Source organism: Kitasatospora sp. NPDC058444 (genome assembly GCF_042721415.1).
Lineage (GTDB): Bacteria > Actinomycetota > Actinomycetes > Streptomycetales > Streptomycetaceae > Kitasatospora.
This window is the reverse complement of sequence record NZ_JBHXLL010000057.1, coordinates 20,357-41,289: the sequence shown is the minus strand read 5'-3', so window position 1 is coordinate 41,289 and position 20,933 is coordinate 20,357. Positions and strand designations below refer to the sequence as shown.

2 protein-coding genes (1 of these 2 cut by a window edge) are annotated in these 20,933 nt (G+C 78.4%); both read left to right on the top strand.

Translation table 11 applies throughout. The features are described from left to right. Window positions 1-102: 102 nt before the first annotated feature. A complete protein-coding gene (locus ACFWP2_RS35845) occupies window positions 103-16,851 on the top strand; it encodes an SDR family NAD(P)-dependent oxidoreductase (RefSeq protein WP_380459575.1) in 16,749 nt (5,582 codons plus the stop codon). Next, window positions 16,848-20,933: the 5' end (the start) of a type I polyketide synthase gene (locus tag ACFWP2_RS35840; protein ID WP_380459601.1), read on the top strand. 5,832 nt of this gene lie beyond the right edge of the window; 4,086 of the gene's 9,918 nt are visible here — the first part of the coding sequence; it begins with the start codon at window positions 16,848-16,850; its stop codon lies off the right edge, out of view. The genes ACFWP2_RS35845 and ACFWP2_RS35840 overlap by 4 nt, the downstream gene beginning before the upstream one ends.

Sequence of the window (20,933 nt, the reverse complement as noted above, 5' to 3'; positions counted from 1 at the left end):
CGCGACCAGCCCCACCGGCCGGTTCCGGGGCGTCGACCGGACCCCACCGGCCGACTCCCGGCAGCCGGCCGGCCCCCACTCGGCCCAAGGGAGTCGGAATAGATGGACCAGCCGCCCACCGCCGGACAAGCCCCCGACGGGGCACCCGACGTCCCCATCGCGGTGATCGGACTGGCCTGCCGGTTCCCCGGAGCACCCTCCCCCGAGGCGTACTGGCGGCTGCTGAGCGAGGGCCGCAGCTCCGTCGGCCCGACCCCGCCCGAGCGCTGGGACGCCGAGGCCTGGTACGGCGACGGCGACCTCGACGCCCCGGGCCGGGCCGACCTGCGGCACGGCGGCTTCCTGGACTGGCCCACCGTCACCGGCTTCGACGCGGAGTTCTTCGGCATCGGCCCGCGCGAGGCCGCCGCGATGGACCCCCAGCAGCGGCTGGTGCTGGAACTCGGCTGGGAGGCGCTGGAGGACGCCCGCCTGGTGCCCGGGCGGCTGGCCGGCAGCGCGACCGGCGTCTTCGTCGGCGCGATCTGGGACGACTACGCGGCCCTGCTGCGCCGCGACGGCGCCGGCGCCACCACCCGGCACTGGGCGGCGGGCCTGCAGCGGGGCGTGATCGCCAACCGGCTCTCGCATGCCCTGGGGCTGTCCGGGCCGAGCCTGGTGGTGGACACCGCCCAGTCGTCCTCCCTGGTCGCCGTGCACCTGGCCTGCGAGAGCCTGCGCCGCGGCGAGAGCACCCTCGCCCTGGCCGGCGGGGTGAACCTGGACCTCGCGGTGGAGAACGCCGTCACCGCCGCCAAGCTCGGCGGCCTCTCCCCCGACGGCCGCTGCTTCACCTTCGACGCCCGGGCCAACGGCTACGTCCGCGGCGAGGGCGCCGGCCTGGTGGTGCTCCAGCGGCTCGACGACGCGCTCGCGCAGGGCTCGCCCGTCCTGTGCGTGATCCGGGGCAGCGCGGTGAACAACGACGGCGCCGGCGCCGGCCTGACCGCGCCCGACGCCCGCGCCCAGGAGGCCGTGATCCGGCGCGCCTACCACCGCTCCGGGGTCGACCCGGCCGAGGTCCAGTACGTGGAGCTGCACGGCACCGGCACCCGGGCGGGTGACCCGGTGGAGGCGGCCGCCCTCGGCGCCTCCGTGGGCCGCGCGCGCCGGGACGCCCCCGACGGCGAGGCCGACGGCCCGCTGCGGGTCGGGTCGGCCAAGACCAACCTCGGCCACCTCGAGGGCGCGGCCGGCATCGCCGGCCTCCTCAAGGTCGCCCTGAGCCTCCGGCACCGGCTCGTCCCGCCGAGCCTCAACTACCGCACGCCCCACCCGGACATCCCGCTGGACGAGCTCAACCTCGCCGTCCACACCGAGCTGTCGCCCTGGCCGCGGCAGGACCGCCGACTCGTCGCCGGGGTCAGCTCGTTCGGGCTCGGCGGCACCAACTGCCACGTGGTGCTGACCGAACCGCCGGCCGCCGACCGGGCGGACGGGACCGAGCCGCCGGCCGCCCCGGCGGGCGAGGCCGACCGCCCGCCGGCCGAACCGGCCGCCGTACCGTGGCCGCTGTCCGCCCGCAGCGGCGCCGCGCTGCGCGCCCAGGCCGCCCGCCTCGCCGACTTCCTGACCGGACACCAGGACGCCGGACCGGCCGAGGTCGGGCACGCCCTGGCCACCACCCGGTCGGTGTTCGAGCACCGCGCGGTGGTGGTCGGCACCGACCGCGCCGAGCTGCTCGCCGGTCTCACCGCCCTGGCCGAGGACCGGCCCGCCCGCAACGCCGTGGCGGCCACCACCCCGGCCGTGCGGGGCCGCACGGTCCTGGTCTTCCCCGGCCAGGGGTCCCAGTGGGCCGCCATGGGACGGGGGTTGCTCGCGGACAGCGAGGTCTTCGCCGAGCGGATCGCCGCGTGCGAGGAGGCGCTCGCCGAGTTCGTCGACTGGTCGCTCACCGCGGTGCTGCGCGGCGAGCCCGGGGCGCCGTCCCTGGAGCGGGTGGACGTCGTGCAGCCCGCCCTGTGGGCGGTCATGGTCTCGCTCGCCGCGGTCTGGCGGGCCCACGGCGTGACGCCGGACGCGGTGGTCGGCCATTCGCAGGGCGAGATCGCCGCCGCCCACGTCGCCGGGGTGCTGTCGCTGCGGGACGCGGCCAAGATCGTCGCCCTGCGGTCGCGGGCGCTGACCCGGCTCGCCGGGACGGGCGCGATGGTCTCCGTGCCGCTGCCGGTCGCCGAGGTCGCCGAGCGGATCGCGCCCTGGCGCGACCGGGTCGCGGTGGCCGCCGTCAACGGCCCCTCCGCCACCGTGCTCGCGGGCGACGGCGCCGTCCTCGACCAGCTGCTCGCCACCTACCAGGCGGAGGACGTCCGGGCCCGGCGGATCGACGTCGACTACGCCTCGCACTCCCCCGGTGTCGAGGCCGTCCGGGACGAACTGCTCGCCGCCCTCGCCGACATCACCCCGCTCCCGGCCGCGGACGTCGCCTTCTACTCGACCGTCACCGCCGGCCCGGTCGCCGACACCACCGCGCTGGACGCCGACTACTGGTACCGGAACCTGCGCGGGACGGTCTGGTTCGAGCAGACCGTCCGCGCCCTGCTCGCCGACGGGCACCGGCTCTTCGTGGAGTCCAGCCCGCACCCCGTCCTCGCCGTCGGCGTCCAGGAGGCCGCCGAGTCGTGGACCACCCCGCAGGACCCGGCCGCCGTCGTCGGCACCCTCCGGCGCGAGGACGGCGGCCGGACCAGGCTGCTCAGCTCGCTCGCCCAGGCCCAGGTCGCCGGTGCCGCCGTGGACTGGACGCCGTTCTTCGGCGCCACCCGGCCGGTCGCCCTGCCCACCTACGCCTTCCAGCGCACGCCGTACTGGCTGCCCGGGACCACCGCTCCCACCCCGTCGGCACCCGCCCCGGCCGCCGAGGAACCCGCCGCCGAGGCCCCCGCCGCCGAGGCCCCCGGGCACCGCGCCTCGACCGCCGACCGGCCCGGGGAGCCGCGGCCGCTGGCCGAGCGGCTGACCGCCCTGCCGCCGTCCGAGCGGGACGACCTGCTGCTCGACCTGGTCCGGGAGCAGACCGCGGCCGTCCTCGGCCACGACTCGGGCGCCTCGGTCGGCCCGGGCCGCGCCTTCAAGGACGCGGGCTTCGACTCGATAGCCGCCGTCGAACTGCGCAACCGGCTGAACGCGGCGACCGGACTGCGGCTGCCGACCACCGCCGTCTTCGCCCACCCCACCCCCCGCGCACTGGCCGCCCACCTGCTCACCGGGCTGCTCGACACCCCCGCCGCCGCGCCCACCGAGCCCGTCGCCCCGACCGCCCCCGACACCGACGACCCGGTGGTGATCGTCGGCATGGCCTGCCGCTTCCCGGGCGGAGCGAGCGGCCCGGAGGAGCTGTGGCGGCTGGTCGCCGACGGACGGGACGCCGTCGGCGGCTTCCCCGACAACCGCGGCTGGGACCTCGACGCGCTCCACCACCCCGACCCGCAGCACCCCGGCACCTCCTACACCCGGCACGGCGGCTTCCTGCACGACGCCGACCGCTTCGACGCCGAGTTCTTCGGCATGTCCCCGCGCGAGGCGCTGGCCACCGACCCGCAGCAGCGGCTGCTGCTGGAGGTCGCCTGGGAGGCCTTCGAGCGGGCCGGGATCGACCCCGCGCCGCTGCGCGGCAGCCGGACCGGCGTCTTCACCGGGCTGATGGCCTCCGACTACGGGCCGCGCCTGCACGAGGGCGAGGACGGCACCGACGGCTACCTGCTCACCGGCAGCGCGGGCAGCGTCGCCTCCGGCCGGCTCGCCTACGTGTTCGGGCTGGAGGGCCCGGCCGTCAGCATCGACACCGCCTGCTCGTCCTCCCTGGTGGCGCTGCACCTGGCCGCGCAGTCGCTGCGCCGGGGCGAGTGCTCGCTGGCGCTGGCGGGCGGGGTGACGGTGATGTCGACGCCGGGCACCTTCGTCGAGTTCAGCCGCCAGCGCGGACTGTCCGAGGACGGGCGCTGCAAGGCCTTCGCCGCCGCGGCGGACGGCACCGGCTGGGGCGAGGGCGTCGGCGTGCTGCTGCTGGAGCGGCTCTCCGACGCGCGGCGGCGCGGGCACCGGGTGCTGGCCGTGGTGCGCGGCAGCGCGGTCAACCAGGACGGCGCCTCCAACGGCCTCACCGCCCCCAGCGGCCCGGCCCAGGAACGGGTGATCCGTCAGGCCCTCGCCGACGCCGGCCTCACCCCCGCCGACGTGGACGCGGTCGAGGCCCACGGCACCGGAACCCGGCTCGGCGACCCGATCGAGGCCGAGGCCCTGCTGGCGACCTACGGCCAGGAGCGTGAACTCCCGCTGCTGCTGGGCTCGGTGAAGTCCAACCTCGGCCACCCCCAGGCCGCCGCCGGCGTGGCCGGCGTGATCAAGACGGTCATGGCGATGCGCCACGGCGTCCTGCCCCGCACCCTCCATGTCGACGAACCGACCCCGCACGTCGACTGGTCCGCCGGGGCCGTGGAACTGCTCACCGAGAACACCCCCTGGCCCGCCGGCGACACCCCGCGCCGCGCCGCCGTCTCCTCCTTCGGCATCAGCGGCACCAACGCCCACGTCATCCTGGAGGAGCCCCAGGCCGAGCCCGAGCCCGTCCCGGCGGCCGCCGCCGGCCCACTGCCGCTGGTGCTGTCCGCGAAGACCCCCGAGGCGCTGCGCGAGCAGGCCCTGCGGCTCGCCCGGCACCTGACCGCCGACCCCGCGGTCCGTCCGGCCGACGTCGCGTACACCCTGGCCACCACCCGCTCCGCCTTCGAGCACCGCGCGGCGGTCCTCGGCGCCGACCGCGCCGAGCTGCTCGCCGGGCTCGCCGCCGTCGCCGCCGGTGCCGAGGGCCTGGCCGCCCCCGCCGAGGGCGCCGCCGGCCTGCCGGCGGCCGCCGCCGAGGACTTCGTCCAAGGGCTCGCCGTGGACTGGGCGGTGCTGTTCGCGGACTCCGGCGCCCGGGTGGTCGAGCTGCCCACCTACCCGTTCCGCCGGGACCGGTACTGGTGGCAGCCCGCCGCCCGCCCGGACTCCGGCAGCGCCGCGCCCGACGAGGCCGAGCAGCGGTTCTGGGCCGCGGTGGAGCAGGGCGACGCCGAGGCCGTCGCCACCGAGCTCGACCTCGGCTCCGCGCCGGACGCCCCCGCCGCCGAGGCGCTGTCCGCGGCGCTGCCGGTGCTGTCCCGCTGGCACGGCCGGCGCCGCGCCCGGGCGGAGCTGAACTCCCTGCGCTACCGGGTCCGTTGGCACCGGGTCGACCCGCTCCCGGCCGCCACCCCGGGCGGTCGCTGGCTGGTGGCCGTCCCCGCGGACGCCGGGCGCGGCGGCCCCTGGGCCCGGGCGGCCGTCCGGACGCTGACCGTCCGCGGCGCCGAGGTCCGGCAGGTCACCGTCGACCCGGCCGCGGACCGGGCCGGCGTCGCCGGTCAACTGCGCGCCGCGCTGGACGGGTTCGAGCCGACCGGAGTGCTGTCCCTGCTCGCCCTGGCCGAAGGGCCGTCGGCCGGCCACCCCTCCGTACCCGCCGGTCTGGCCGCCTCGCTCGCGCTGACCCAGGCCCTCGGCGAGCTCGTGCCGGCGGTCCCGGTCTGGTACGCCACCAGCGGCGCCGTGGGCACCGGCGCCGGGGACGCGGTGCGCGACCCGGAACAGGCCCAACTGTGGGGCCTGGGGCGGATCGTCGCCCTGGAGCACCCCGAGCGCTGGGGCGGCCTGGTCGATCTGCCGGCCGAGGCCGACGACGCCTGCGCGGACCGCCTGGCCGAGGTGCTGTCCGGGGAGGGCGCGGAGGACCAGCTCGCGATCCGGCCGCTCGGCGTGTACGCCCGCCGCCTCGAACGCTCACCCGCCCCGCCGCACGCCCACCGCGGCCTGCGCACCCGGGGCACCGCCCTGGTCACCGGCGGCACCGGGGCGCTCGGCGCGCTGGTCGCCCGCCGGCTGGCCGCGGCCGGCGCCGAGCACCTGCTGCTGGTCAGCCGGCGCGGCGAACGGGCGTCCGGCGCCGAGGAGTTGCGTGCCGAACTGACCGCGCTCGGCACCCGCGTCACGCTCGCCGCCTGCGACGCGGCCGACCGGGACGCGCTCGCCGCCGTCCTCGCCGCGGTGCCGGACGACCTCCCGCTGACCACCGTGGTGCACGCCGCCGGGCAGCTCGACGACGCCCTGCTCGACGCCCTCACCCCCGACCGGCTGGACCGGGCGCTGCGCGCCAAGGCCACCGCCGCGCGGAACCTGGACGAGCTGACCCGCGGCGCCGACCTCTCCGCCTTCGTGCTCTTCTCCTCCGTGGCCGCCACCTGGGGCCTGCCCGGTCAGGGCGGATACGCCCCGGGCAACGCCTTCCTCGACGCCCTCGCGGAGCACCGCCGCGCCCAGGGCCTGCCGGCCACCTCCGTCGCCTGGGGGCCGTGGGCCGGTGCCGGGATGGCGGCCGGTACCGCCGTCGCGGACCAGCTCCACCGCCTCGGCCTGCCCGGCCTCGACCCCGAGCAGGGCCTTGCCGCCCTGGAGGGGGCGCTCGTCGCCGGGGACGACTGCGTGACGGTGGCGCGGGTCGACTGGGACGTCCTCGTCCCCGCCCTCACCCTCGCCCGCCCGCGCCCGCTGTTCGACACCGTCCCCGAGGCCCGCCGGGCGGCCGCCGCCGCCCCGTCCGCCGCGGGCCAGGAGCGCGAGGGGCTGTCCCGACGGCTGGCCGGGCTCGATCCGCGGCTCCGCGCGGAGGCGGTGTCGGAGCTCGTACGCGGGGCGGTCGCGACCGTCCTCGGCTTCACCTCCGCCGAGCAGGTCCGGGAGCGCCGGGTCTTCTCCGAACTGGGGCTCACCTCGCTGACGGCCGTGGAGCTGCGCAACCGGCTGAACGCCGCGACCGGGCTGCGGCTGTCCCCCACGCTGGTCTACGACCACCCCACCCCGCACGCGGTCGCCGAGGCCGTCCTCGCCCGGCTCACCGGCGAGGACACCCGCCCGGCCCCCGCCGTCGGAGCACCGGCCCCCGCCGACGAACCGATCGCGATCGTCGGCATGGCCTGCCGCTACCCCGGCGGCGTCACCTCCCCCGACGGCCTGTGGGACCTCGTCCTCTCCGGCACCGACGCGATCGGCGAACTGCCCGGGGACCGCGGCTGGGACGTCGAGCGGCTGTTCCACCCGGAGCCCGGCCGGCCCGGCACCTCGTACAGCCGGCACGGCGGATTCCTGTACGACGCGGGCGAGTTCGACGCCGCCTTCTTCGGGATCAGCCCGCGCGAGGCGCTCGCCATGGACCCGCAGCAGCGGCTGCTCCTGGAGACCGGCTGGGAGGCCGTCGAACGGGCCGGCATCGACCCGGCCACCCTGCGCGGCAGCGACACCGGGGTCTACGTCGGCGCGTCCAACGGCGAGTACGGCCCCCGCCTGGCCGAGCCGGCCGGCACCGCCGAGGGCTACGTGCTGACCGGCAGCGCCGCGAGCGTGGTCTCCGGCCGGCTCGCCTACGCGCTGGGGCTGGAGGGCCCGGCCGTCAGCATCGACACCGCCTGCTCCACCTCGCTGGTGGCGCTGCACCTGGCCGCCCGGTCGCTGCGTTCGGGCGAGTGCTCGCTGGCGCTGGCGGGCGGGGTGACGGTGATGTCGAGCCCGGGCGTCTTCGTCGAGTTCTCCCGGCAGCGGGGGCTCGCCCCCGACGGCCGCTGCAAGCCCTTCGCCGCCGGGGCCGACGGCACCGGTTGGGGCGAGGGCGCCGGCGTCCTGGTCCTGGAGCGGCTCTCCGACGCCCGCGCCAACGGCCACCCCGTGCTGGCCGTGGTGCGCGGCTCGGCGGTCAACCAGGACGGCGCCTCCAACGGCCTCACCGCCCCCAACGGTCCCTCGCAGCAGCGGGTGATCCGCCAGGCGCTCGCCGACGCCGGCCTCACCCCCGCCGACGTGGACGCGGTCGAGGCCCACGGCACCGGCACCCGCCTCGGCGACCCGATCGAGGCCCAGGCCCTGCTCGCCACCTACGGACAGCACCGCCCGGCGGAGCGCCCCGTCCGCCTCGGGTCGGTGAAGTCGAACATCGGCCACCCCCAGGCCGCCGCCGGCGTGGCCGGCGTGATCAAGATGGTCATGGCGATGCGCCACGGCGTCCTGCCCCGCACCCTGCACGTGGACGAACCGAGCCCGCACGTCGACTGGACCTCCGGCGCGGTGACCCTGCTCACCGAGAACACCCCCTGGCCCACCGGCGACACCCCGCGCCGGGCCGCCGTCTCCTCCTTCGGCATCAGCGGCACCAACGCCCACGTCATCCTGGAACAGCCCGAACCCCGGCCCCGGCCCCAGGCCTCTCCCGAGCCCGTCCCGGAGGCCTTCCCGTGGGTGCTCTCCGGGCGGACGCCCGGCGCCCTGCGGGCCCGGGCCGAGCAGCTGCTCGCCCTGGCGGCCGCTCGGCCCGGGCTCGACCCGGCCGCCGTGGCCCGGGCGCTGGCCACCACCCGGTCGGCCTTCGAGCACCGCGCGGTCGTGGTCGGCCGGGACGGCGCGGAACTGCTCGCCGGGCTCGCCGCCGTCGCCGCCGGCACCGAGGGCGTGGTGGGCCCCGCCGGACGGGTGCCGGCCGCCGCCGAGGAGTTCGCCCAGGGGCTCGCGGTGGACTGGACGGCCCTCCTCGGCCCCGCCGCCGACCCCGCGGTCGAGCTGCCCACCTACCCCTTCCAGCGCACCCGCTACTGGCTGGACGCCCCCGCCGACCCGGCCGGGGCCACGCCGCGCGCGACCGGCCAGCGGCCGGTGGACCATCCGCTGCTGTCCTCGGTGCTGCACCTCGCCGGCACCGACGAGTACGTCCTCACCGGCCGGCTGGCCGAGCAGGCGCAGCCCTGGCTGGGGGACCACCGGGTCGCCGGCGCCGTCCTGCTGCCCGGCACCGCCTTCGTCGAACTCGCCCTCCTCGCCGGCGAGCAGGTCGGCTGCGCGCTGCTCGACGAGCTCGGCCTGACCGCGCCGCTGCTGCCCCCGCCGGCCGGCGGCGTCGCCCTCCAGGTGGCGGTGGGCGCGGCCGACGGGACGGGCCGACGGAGCATCCGGATCTTCTCCCGCGCCGAACACGCCGGGGCCGGCCAGCCCTGGACCCAGCACGCCGCCGGACTGCTCGCCCCGCGGTCGGAGCAGCCGGAACAACCGGCCGACCCGGCCGGGGCGTGGCCGCCGCCCGGCGCCGCGGAGATCGACACCGCCGACCTGTACGAGCGGCTGGCCCGCCGGGGCTACGGCTACGGCCCGGCCTTCCGCAACCTCGTCCGGGCCTGGCGCAGTGGTCAGGACGTCCTCGCCGAGGTCGCCCTGACCGGCGCCGAGCAGGCCGAGGCCGAGCGGTACGCGGTGCACCCGGCCCTGTTCGACGCGGCCCTGCACACCATCGGCCTGGCGGCGGAGGACGGCGCTCCGGCCGTGCTGCCGTTCGCCTGGCAGCGGGTGTCGGCGCCGGTCCGCGGCACGGCCGCGCTGCGGGTCCGGCTCGGCCTGACCGGACCGGGCGAGGCCGCGCTCACCGCCCACGACGCGGACGGGCACCCGGTGGCGTCCGTCGGGGCCGTCGTGCTGCGCCCGGCGCCGGCGGACCTGGCGGCCGGGCGGCCGGAGGCCGGGGAGAGCGGGCTCTTCCGGCTCGACTGGCCCGCCGCCCCCACCCCGGTGGCGCCGGCCCCGGCCGGGCGGCGGGCGGTGCTCGGCGCGGACGGCCTGCTGCCGGACGACCTGCTGCCGGGTGAGCCCGCGGCACGCTGGGCCGATCTCACCGCGCTGCGCGCCGCGCTCGACGCCGGCGAGCCGGTGCCGGACCTGGTGTTCGCCACCGCGCGCCCGGCGGGCGCCGCGGAGGCCGGCTCCGCCGCCGACCGGGCCCTGGCGACGACGGAGCGGGCCCTGGCCCTGGTCCAGGAGTGGCTGGCCGAGGAGCGGTTGGCCCCGGCGCGGCTGGTCCTGGTGACCCGCTCCGCCGTGGCCGTGGCCGACGGGGAGGCGCCCGACCCGGCCGAAGCCGCCGTCTGGGGGCTGCTGCGCTCCGCGCAGACCGAGCACCCCGGCCGCCTGGTCCTCGCCGACCTCGACGACGCCCCCTCCTCCGCCCGTGCGCTGGCGGCCGCGGCCGCCGGCGAGGAGCCCCAACTGGCCCTGCGCGCGGGCACCGTACGGCTGCCGCGGCTGGCCCGGGCGGACATCCCCGAGCGGCGGGCGGCTCGTCCGCTCGACCCGGAGGGCACGGTGCTGATCACCGGCGGGACGGGGCTGCTCGGCCGGCTCGTCGCCCGCCACCTGGTCGCCGAGCACGGCGCCCGGCACCTGCTGCTGGTCAGCCGCAGCGGCGAACGGGCGCCGGGCGCCGAGGAGTTGCTGACCGAGCTGACCGCCCTGGGGGCCCGCGCCACGGTGGCCGGCTGCGACCTCGCCGACCGCGAGGCGGTCGCGGCCCTGCTGGCGGCCGTACCCGACGGGCACCCGCTGACGGCCGTGGTGCACGCGGCCGGGGTCCTGGACGACGGCGCGATCGGCTCGCTGACCCTCGGGCGACTCGCCGGCGTACTGCGGCCGAAGGCCCATTCCGCCCTCCACCTCCACGAACTGACGCAGGGTCAGCCACTCTCGGCCTTCGTGCTGTTCTCCTCGGCCGCCGGGCTGCTCGGCTCGGCCGGACAGGGCAACTACGCGGCCGCCAACGCCTTCCTGGACGCCCTCGCCGTCCACCGCCGCGCCCTCGGCCTGCCCGCGATCTCGCTGGCCTGGGGGCTCTGGGCGGAGCGCAGCGCCCTGACCGCCGGCCTCGACGCGGCCGACCTGGCCCGGCTCGCCCGGGTGGGCGTACGGCCGTTGAGCACCGCGCACGGGCTCGCCCTGCTGGACGCCGCCCTGGCCGCCGACGCGCCGCTGCTCGCGGCGGCGCGCCTCGACCCCGCCGCCCCGGCGGCGGGCGGCGCGGGCGCTCCGGGCCTCGCCCCGGTCCCGCCGCTGCTGCGCGCCCTGGTCCGTCCGGAACCGGCGCACCGGCCCGCCCGGACGCCCGCCCCGGCGGCCGAACTGTCCGGCCGGGTGCGCACCCTGGACGAGGCGGAGCGGCTGCGCGAACTGACCGCCGTCGTCCGGGCCGAGGCCGCGGCCATCCTCGGGCTCGACACCCTGGACGAGACCCAGGACGGCCGGGCCTTCGCCCAGTTGGGCATGGACTCCCTGACCGCGCTCGAACTGCGCAACCGCCTGGGCGCGTTGACCGGCCTGACGCTCCCCGCCGGGCTGGTCTTCGACCGCCCCACCCCGCAGGAGCTGGCGGGCTACCTGGCGTCCCGGCTGCTGGGCGACGCCGAGGAGGCCGCGCCGGTCCGGGCGCGCGCGGTGGCGGCCACCGCCGAGGAGCCGATCGCGATCGTCGCGATGGCCTGCCGATACCCCGGCGGCGTCACCTCCCCCGAGGGCCTGTGGGCGCTGGTCGCGAACGGCCTCGACGCCGTCGGCGAGCTGCCCGAGGACCGGGGCTGGGACCTCGACGGGCTGTACGACCCGGAGCCGGGCAAGCCGGGCAGGAGCTACGCGCGCCACGGGGCGTTCCTGCGCGACGCCACCGCCTTCGACGCCGCGTTCTTCGGCATCAACCCGCGCGAGGCCCTCGCCATGGACCCGCAGCAGCGGCTGCTCCTGGAGACCTCCTGGGAGGCCGTCGAACGGGCCGGCATCGACCCGGCCGGCCTGCGCGGCAGCCGGACCGGCGTCTTCGCGGGCGTGATGTACCACGACTACGGCTCGTGGGCCCGCCGGGTGCCCGAGGAGGTCCAGGGCTACCTCGGCTCCGGGACGGCCGGCAGCGTGGCCTCCGGCCGGGTGGCGTACGCGCTGGGGCTGGAGGGGCCGGCCGTCTCGGTCGACACCGCCTGCTCCTCCTCGCTGGTGGCGCTGCACCTGGCCGCCCAGTCGCTGCGCTCGGGCGAGAGCGATCTGGCGCTGGCCGGCGGCGTGACCGTGATGTCCACGCCCACCCCGTTCATCGAGTTCTCCCGGCAGCGCGGGCTCGCCCCCGACGGCCGCTGCAAGCCCTTCGCCGCCGCGGCCGACGGCACCGGCTGGGGCGAGGGCGCCGGCGTCCTGCTGCTGGAGCGGCTCTCCGACGCCCGCGCCAACGGCCACCCCGTCCTCGCCCTGGTCCGCGGCTCGGCGGTCAACCAGGACGGCGCCTCCAACGGCCTCACCGCCCCCAACGGCCCCGCCCAGGAACGGGTGATCAGGCAGGCGCTGGCCAACGCCGGCCTCACCACCGCCGACGTGGACGCGGTCGAGGCCCACGGCACCGGCACCTCGCTCGGCGACCCGATCGAGGCGGAGGCGATCCTCTCCGTCTTCGGCCCCGACCGCGCACCGGAGCGGCCGCTGTACCTCGGGTCGGTCAAGTCCAACCTCGGCCACACCCAGGCCGCGGCGGGCGTCGCCGGCGTGATCAAGATGGTCATGGCGATGCGCCACGGCGCGCTGCCCCGGACGCTCAACGTGGACGAGCCGACCCCTCACGTCGACTGGTCCTCCGGCGCGGTGACGCTGCTCACCGACAGCGTGCCGTGGCCCGCCGCGGGCCGCCCGCGCCGGGCCGGGGTCTCCTCCTTCGGCATCAGCGGCACCAACGCCCACGTCGTCCTCGAACAGGCCCCGGTGGAACGGGCCGCGGCCCGGGCCGCCACGCCGCCGCGCGGAGTCGACGCGCCGGCCGTCCCGTGGCTGCTGTCCGCCCGCAGCGCCGAAGGGCTGCGCGCCCAGGCCGTCCGGCTGCGCGAACGCCTCGACGAGCGCCCGGACCTGCGCCCGCTCGACCTCGGCTACTCGCTCGCCACCGGCCGCACGGCCTTCGAGCACCGCGCCGCGCTGGTGTCCACGACCCGCGAGGACTTCCTGGAGCGGCTGGACGAACTGATCGCCGACCCGGCCCCGCCCGGGCGGACGGCCGGCGGGCGGCTGGCCTTCCTGTTCGCCGGCCAGGGCAGCCAGCGGCTCGGCATGGGCCGCCGGCTCCACGCGCGCCACCCGGTGTTCGCCGCGGCCTTCGACGAGGTCTGCGCCGAGCTGGACCGGCACCTGCCGCGTCCGCTGCGGGAGGCGCTGGACGCCGGTCGCGACACCGAGGCGGCCGGGCTGCTGGACCGCACCGAGTACACCCAACCCGCCCTGTTCGCGGTCGAGGTGGCGCTCTTCCGGCTGCTGGAGTCCTGGGGCGTGCGGCCGGACGTGCTGGCCGGCCACTCCATCGGGGAGCTCGCCGCCGTGCACGTCGCCGGGGTGCTGGACCTGGCCGACGCGGCCGTGCTGGTGACCGCCCGGGCGCGGCTGATGCAGGCCCTGCCGCCGGGCGGGGCGATGGTGGCGGTGGCCGCCGCCGAGGCCGAGGTGCTGCCGCTGCTGACCGAGGGCGCGGCCGTCGCCGCCGTCAACGGGCCGTCCGCCGTGGTCCTCTCCGGCCGGACGGACGCGGTGCTGGCGATCGCCGAGCAGCTGGGCGAGCGCGACCACCGGACCACCAGGCTGCGGGTCAGCCACGCCTTCCACTCCCCCGCCATGGACCCGATGCTGGACGAACTCCGCGCGGTAGCAGAGGGATTGACGTTCCATCAGCCCATGGTCCCGGTCGTCTCCACGGTGACCGGACGCCCGGCGACGGCGGAGGAGCTCGGCTCGCCGGACTACTGGGCGCAGCAGGTCCGCCGCCCGGTCCGGTTCCACGACGCCGTACGGCAGCTGGCCGCGGACGGTGTGACCACCCTGCTGGACGTCGGCCCGGACGGCTCGCTCGCCGGCCTCGCCGCCGCCGACGTCGAAGCCGGCGACGGGACCGGGCGGGCGGTCGCCGCGCTGCGCCGCGACCGGCCCGAACCGGACGCGCTGGCCGACGCGTTGGGCCGGCTGCACGTACGCGGCGTGGCCGTCGACTGGGCGGCGTACTTCGCCGACTCCGGCGCGCGGCGGGTCGACCTGCCGACCTACGCCTTCCAGCCGGAGCACTACTGGCTGCCCGCGGCACCCGAGGCGGACCACGACGGCCCCGACCCGGCGAGCGCCGGCCTCGACACCTCCGGCCACCCGCTGCTCGGCGCCTTCGTCGAACTTCCCGACAGCGACGAGCTGGTGGGCACCGGACGGCTCTCCCGCGCCACCCACCCCTGGCTGGCCGACCACGCCGTGCGCGGCGAGGTCCTGCTGCCCGGCGCCGCCTTCGTGGAGATCGCGCTGGAGGCGGGCGCCCGCCTCGGCTGCGACCGGTTGGCCGAACTCACCCTGCGCAGCCCGCTGGTGCTGCCCGAGCGCGACCAGGACGGCGTCCAGCTGCGCATCCGGGTCGCCGAGCCCACCGCCGACGGGCGCCGCCCGCTGTCGGTGTACGCCCGCCCCGACCGGGCCGCCCGGGGCGCCCTGTGGACCCTGCACGCCACCGGCGTCCTCGCCGAGGGGACACCCCCCGGAGGGGACCTGGCCGCGTGGCCGCCGCCCGGCGCCGTCCCCCTCCCCGTCGAGGGCCTGTACGAGCGCCTGGAAGCCGCCGGGGTGCGGTACGGCCCGGCGTTCCGGGGCCTGCGCGCGGCCTGGCTGCACGACGGGCGGGTGCTCGCCGAGGTGGCCCTGCCCGAGCGGGCCGCCACCGGGGCCGGCCGGTACGGCCTGCACCCCGCCCTGCTCGACGCCGCCCTGCACGCCGCCGTCCTGCACGGCGCCGGCGCGCCCGGTACCGTCCTGCCCGGCGCGGACGCGGACGGCGCCACCGCGCCCGGTACCGTCCCGCCCGGCCCGGACGCGGACGCGCCCGCCGCCGTACCGCGGCTGCCGTTCACCTGGTCCGAGGTGGCGCTGCACGCCACCGGCGCGGACCGGCTGCGGGTGCGGATCACCGTCGACGGCGACACCCTGGCGCTCGACCTCGCGGACGCCACCGGGGCGCCCGTCGCGACCGTCGGCTCGCTGCTGCTGCGCCCGGCCGGCCCCGGCCGGGCCGCCGACCGCCCGCTGTACGAGCTGGGCTGGCGCCCCCTGTCCGCCGACCCGGCGCCCGGCGAGGAGAACTGGGCCGCGATCGGCCCGGACGCCCCGGCCGGACCGTCCGGCGCCCGGACCGTCCGGTACGCCGACATCGACGCGCTGTTCGCCGCCGTCGAACACGGCACCCCGGCGCCGGACGCCGTGTCCGTCCGGGTGACCACCGGAGCCGGCGACGACGTTCCGCGGCGCACCCGGGCCGCGGTCAACCACACCGCCGCCCTGCTCCGCTGCTGGACGTCCGACCAGCGCCTGGACGCCACCCGGCTGGTCCTGGCCACCCGCGACGCGGTGGCCACCACGCCCGAGGACGGGGCGGTCGATCCGGTGGCCGCCGCGGTGTGGGGCCTGGTGCGGTCCGTCCAGAGCGAGCATCCCGGCCGGGTCGTGCTGGTCGACACCCCGTTCGGCGCCGACACGGCCCTGCCCGCGGCCGTCGGCACCGACGAGCCCCAGTTCGCCGTGCGCGCCGGAGCCGTCACGGTGCCCCGGCTCAGCGCGGCGCCGGCCCTGTCCGGCCCGCCCGCCGCTCCGGTGTTCGGGCCCGAGGGCACCGTGCTGGTCACCGGTGGCACCGGCGGCCTGGGCGCCCTGCTCGCCCGGCACCTGGTCACCCGGCACGGCGTCCGCTCCCTACTGCTGGTCGGCCGACGCGGCCCGGCCGCGCCCGGGGCCGACCGGCTGGCCGCCGAACTCGGCGAACTGGGCGCCCGGGTGCGGATCGCCGCCTGCGACGTGTCCGACCGCGCCGCCCTCGCGCGGCTCCTCGACACCCTGCCCGCCGACCGGCCGCTCGCCGGCGTGGTGCACTGCGCCGGGGCGCTCGACGACGGCGTGCTCGAATCGCTCACGCCCGAGAGCCTCGACCGGGTGCTGCGCCCCAAGGCCGACGCAGCCTGGCACCTGCACGAGCTGACCAGGGAGCTCAAGCCCGCGGCGTTCGTGCTGTTCTCCTCCGTCGCCGGCACGCTCGGCTCCGCCGGGCAGGGCAACTACGCGGCCGCCAACGCCTTCCTGGACGGCCTCGCCGCGCACCGCCGCGCCCTCGGCCTCCCCGCCACCTCGCTCGCCTGGGGCTGGTGGGGCGGGGCGGGCATGGCCGGCGCGTTCGACGACGCGGACCGGGCCCGCCTGGCCCGGGCGGGCGTCGCCGCCCTGGAGCCGTCGGAGGCACTCGCCCTGTTCGACGCCGCGCTCGGCCAGGACGCGGCGGCGCTCGCCCCGGTCCGGCTCGACCCCGCCGTGCTGCGGGCCCGGGCCGCCCAGGGCGTCCTCGCCCCGGTCCTGAAGGAGCTGGCCGCCGGCGGCGCCCGCCCCGTCCACCGCCGCGCCGCCGCCCGCCCGGCGCCCGTCCCCGCGTGGCGGGAGCGGCTGCGGGACACCGCGCCCGGGCAGCACGAGCACGTGCTGGTCGACCTGGTGCGCCGCGAGGTGGCCAAGGTCCTCGGGCGGCCCTCGCACGCCGCGGTGGCGGCCCACGACCGGCTGCTCGACCTGGGCTTCGACTCGCTCACCGCGGTCGAACTGCGCACCCGGTTGGGCGAGTTGTGCGGCCTCCAGCTGCCGACCACGCTGGTCTTCGACCATCCCACCCCGGCGGGCCTGGCCACCCACCTGCTGGAGCGCCTCGACGGCGGCCCGGCCGGGGCCGGGGCCCCTGCCCCGACGGCGCCCGAACCCGCCGCGGTGCCCGGATCCGCCCCGCCGGCCGAACACCCGGCGGCGGCCCCCGACCCCGCCCTCGCCGACCCCACCGTCGCCGACCCCGCCCTCGCCGACCTCGGCCGGGACGAACTGCTCGCCTTCATCGACGAGAACCTCCGAAGGCCCTGACCGACACCCGCGACCACCCCCGGGCCGGCGCGCCCGCCCCGTTCCCCCGCGACATGACAACGAATGAGGTTCCGATGGCCGACGACGAGAAGGACGAGAAGCTCGTCGACTACCTCCGGTGGATGGCCGGCGACCTGCGGCAGACCCGCCGGCGCCTGGACGAGATCGAGGAGGCGACCCACGAGCCGATCGCCGTCGTCGCGATGAGCTGCCGGCTGCCTGGCGGCGTCCACTCCCCCGAGGCGCTGTGGCGGCTGGTGGCCGACGGCACCGACGCCGTCTCCGGCTTCCCCACGGACCGCGGCTGGGACCTCGACGCGCTCTACCACCCGGATCCGGACCACGCCGGCACCTCCACCACCCGGCACGGCGGATTCGTCGACGGCTACGCCGACTTCGACCCCGCCTTCTTCGGGATCAGCCCGCGCGAGGCCCTCGCCATGGACCCGCAGCAGCGGCTGCTGCTGGAGGTCGCCTGGGAGGCCTTCGAACGGGCCGGGCTGCCCGCCGAACGGCTGCGCGGCAGCCGGACCGGCGTCTTCGCCGGGGTGATGTACAACGACTACGGCAGCCGCGTCCGCCGGCCGGACGAGGACACCGAGGGGTACCTCGGCACCGGCAGCGCGGGCAGCGTCGCCTCCGGCCGGGTCGCGTACACCTTCGGCCTGGAGGGCCCGGCCGTCACCATCGACACCGCCTGCTCCTCCTCCCTGGTCGCCCTGCACCTGGCCGTCCAGGCGCTGCGTCAGGGCGACTGCGAGCTCGCGCTGGCCGGCGGGGTGTCGCTGATGGCGACGCCGGCCACCTTCGTGGGGTTCAGCCGCCAGCGCGGCCTGTCGCCGGACGGCCGCTGCAAGGCCTTCGGGGCGGACGCGGACGGCACCGGCTGGTCGGAGGGCGCCGGACTGCTGCTGCTCGAACGGCTCTCCGTCGCCCGCGCCAACGGCCACCCGGTGCTCGCCCTGGTCCGCGGCAGCGCGGTCAACCAGGACGGCGCCAGCGGCGCGCTGACCGCGCCCAACGGGCCCGCCCAGCAGCGGGTCATCCGGCAGGCGCTGGACAACGCCCGGCTGCGGCCCGCCCAGATCGACGCGATCGAGGCGCACGGCACCGGCACCACCCTCGGCGACCCGATCGAGGCCCAGGCGCTGCAAGCGGTGTTCCGGGAGGACCGGGCGGCCGACCGGCCGCTCTGGCTGGGCTCGCTCAAGTCCAACCTGGGCCACACCCAGGCCGCGGCGGGCGTCGCCGGGGTGATCAAGACGGTGATGGCGATGCGCCACGGCGTCCTGCCCCGCACCCTGCACGCCGAACAGCCGTCGCCGCACGTGGACTGGTCGGACGGTCCACTGGAGCTGCTCACCGAGGCCCGCCCCTGGCCCGACTCCGGCGAGCCGCGCCGGGCGGGCGTCTCCGCCTTCGGCATCAGCGGCACCAACGCCCACGTCCTGCTCGAACAGGCCCCGGACGTCCCCGCCGAGGTGGCCGCTCCCGCGGAGCCGCCCGCACCGGCCGCCCCCCAGCCCTCCGCCGCGGAGCCGGCCTCCGAGGACCCCGCCTCCGCGGAGCCGCCCGCACCCGCCGCCGCGCAGCCGGCCGCCGAGGAACCCTCCGGCCTCCCGCCGCTGTGGCTGCTGTCCGCCCGCAGCGCCGAGGCCCTGCCCGCCCAGGCCGAGCGGCTGGCCGCGCACCTGCGCGCCGAGCCCGGGCTGGACCCGGGCAGCGTCGGCTGGTCGCTGCTGCGCACCCGGACCGGTTTCGCCCACCGGGCCGCCGTGACCGGCCGGGACCGCTCCGAACTCCTCGCCGGGCTGGACGCCCTGGCGGCCGGCACGCCCGCCGTCCGGGTCGCCCGGTCGCCGGCCGGCACCGGCCGGGCCGCCCTGGTCTTCCCCGGCGCCGGCAGCCAGTGGGTCGGCATGGCCGCCGAACTGCTCGACTCCTCACCGGTGTTCGCCCGCCGTCTGGCGGAGTGCGCCGAGGCGCTGGCCCCGTACGTGGACTGGTCGCTCACCGACGTGCTGCGCGGCGCACCCGCCGCGCCGGCGCCGCAGCGCACCGAAGTCGCCCAACCGGCGCTCTGGGCCGTGATGGTGTCCCTGGCCGCGCTCTGGGAGTCCTGCGGCGTCGAGGTGTCCGGGGTGCTGGGCCACTCCCAGGGCGAGATCGCGGCGGCCGCCGTCAGCGGCGCGCTGTCGCTGCCGGACGCGGCCCGGGTGGTGGCGCTGCGCGCCCGGGCCCTGGTGTCGCTCGGCGCCCTCGACGGCGGGATGCTGGCGCTGTCCGCCACGCCCGCCGAGGTCCGCGAGCAACTGGCCGAGTGGCAGGGCGAGTTGACCGTCGCCGCGGTCAACGGCCCGCGCTCGGTGGTGGTCGCGGGCCCGAACCGGGCGGTGGAGGAGCTGCGGGCGCGCTGCGAGGAGAACGGGGTCTGGGCCCGACGCATCCCGCTGGACTACGCCTCGCACACCCCGCAGGTGGAGTCCGTCCGGGACGAACTCACCTCCCTGCTCGGCACGGTGACCGCCCACCCGCCCAGGCTCCCGATGTACTCGCCGGCCACCGGCGGGCTGCTCGAACCGGGCGCCCAGGACGCCGGGTTCTGGTACCGCAGCCTGCGGGAGCCGGTGGAGTTCGAGCGGGCCACCCGCGCCATGCTGGCGGACGGCTTCGACCTGTTCATCGAGTGCGGTCCGCACCCCGTGCTCACCCAGGCCCTCCAGGAGACCGTCGAGGAGGCCGGCACCGAGGCCGTCGTCGTCGCCTCGCTGCACCGCGACCACGGGACGCCGGACCGGTTCGCCGAGGCCGTCGCCGAGGCGGTGGCGGGCGGCGCCCGGCTGGACCCCGACCGCTACTTCGGCCCGGCCCGGCGCGTCGACCTCCCCACCTACGCCTTCCGGCGCAGCCGCTACTGGCTGCCCGCCGACGACCCCGCCCCGACGGCCCCGGCCACCGAGCCGGCCGCGACCGCGGCGGCCCCCGGCGGGCCCGAGGCGGCCTGGCGGCTCGCCGTCACCGAGCCCGGCGACCTCGCCACCCTCGCCCCGGTGCCGGCCCCCGAGGCGCACCTCCCGCTCGGACCGGGCGAGATCAGGGTCGCCGTCCGCGCCGTCGGCCTGCACTTCGGGGACGTCCTGGTCGGCCTCGGCCTGGCCCTGCACGGCGAGACCGGCGGCGGGCTGGGGCTGGAGGCGGCGGGCGTGGTCCTGGAGGTCGGCGCCGAGGTCGGCGGACTCGCCGCGGGCGACCGGGTGATGGGCCTGTTCCCGGCCGGCGCCGCCGGCCCGGTCGCGGTCACCGACCACCGGTTGACCTGCGCCCTCCCGGCCGGCTGGACCTTCGCGCAGGGCGCCGCCGCGCCGCTCGCCCACCTGACCGCCCACCATGCCCTGGTCGGGCTCGCCGGGCTCCGCTCCGGCGAGACGGTCCTGGTGCACGCCGCGAGCGGCGGCACCGGCCTGGCCGCCGTCCACCTGGCCCGCCACCTGGGCGCGAGAGTCCTCGCCACCGACCTGCCCGAGCACCGGGCGGCGCTGCGGGCGCTGGACCTGCCGGAGGAACACCTCGCCTCCTCGGCCGCTCCCGGCTTCGCGCCGGAGCTGCTCGCCGCCACCGGCGGACGCGGCGCCGACGTCGTCCTGAACTGCCTCGCCGGGGAGTTCACCGACGCCTCGCTGCGGCTGCTGCCGCACGGCGGCCGCTTCGTGGAGACCGGACGGACCGACCGGCGCGACCCCGGGCGGGTCGCCGCCGACCACCCGGGCGTGCGCTACCTGGTCGCCGACCTCGCGGACGCCGGCCCGGACCGCCTGCGGGCCGTCCTCGGCGAGCTGGCCGCCCTGTTCGCGGACGGCACGCTGCCCGCGCCCACCGTCCCCGGCTGGGACGTCCGGCAGGCCGCCGAGGCCTTCGAGCACCTGGGCCGGGCCCGGCACGCGGGCCAGGCGGTGCTCACTCTGCCCGCCTCAGCGCGGCCCGACCGACCCGCCCCCGCCCCCACCCGGGCGCCCGACAGCACCCTGCCGGACCTCGAACCGGCCGCCCGCCGGGAGTACCTGCTCGACCTGGTGCGCACCGAG

Coding starts and splice junctions, on each gene's coding strand:
- ACFWP2_RS35845 (WP_380459575.1), top strand. CDS start 103: ATGGACCAGCCGCCCACCGCCGGACAAGCCCCCGACGGGGCACCCGAC.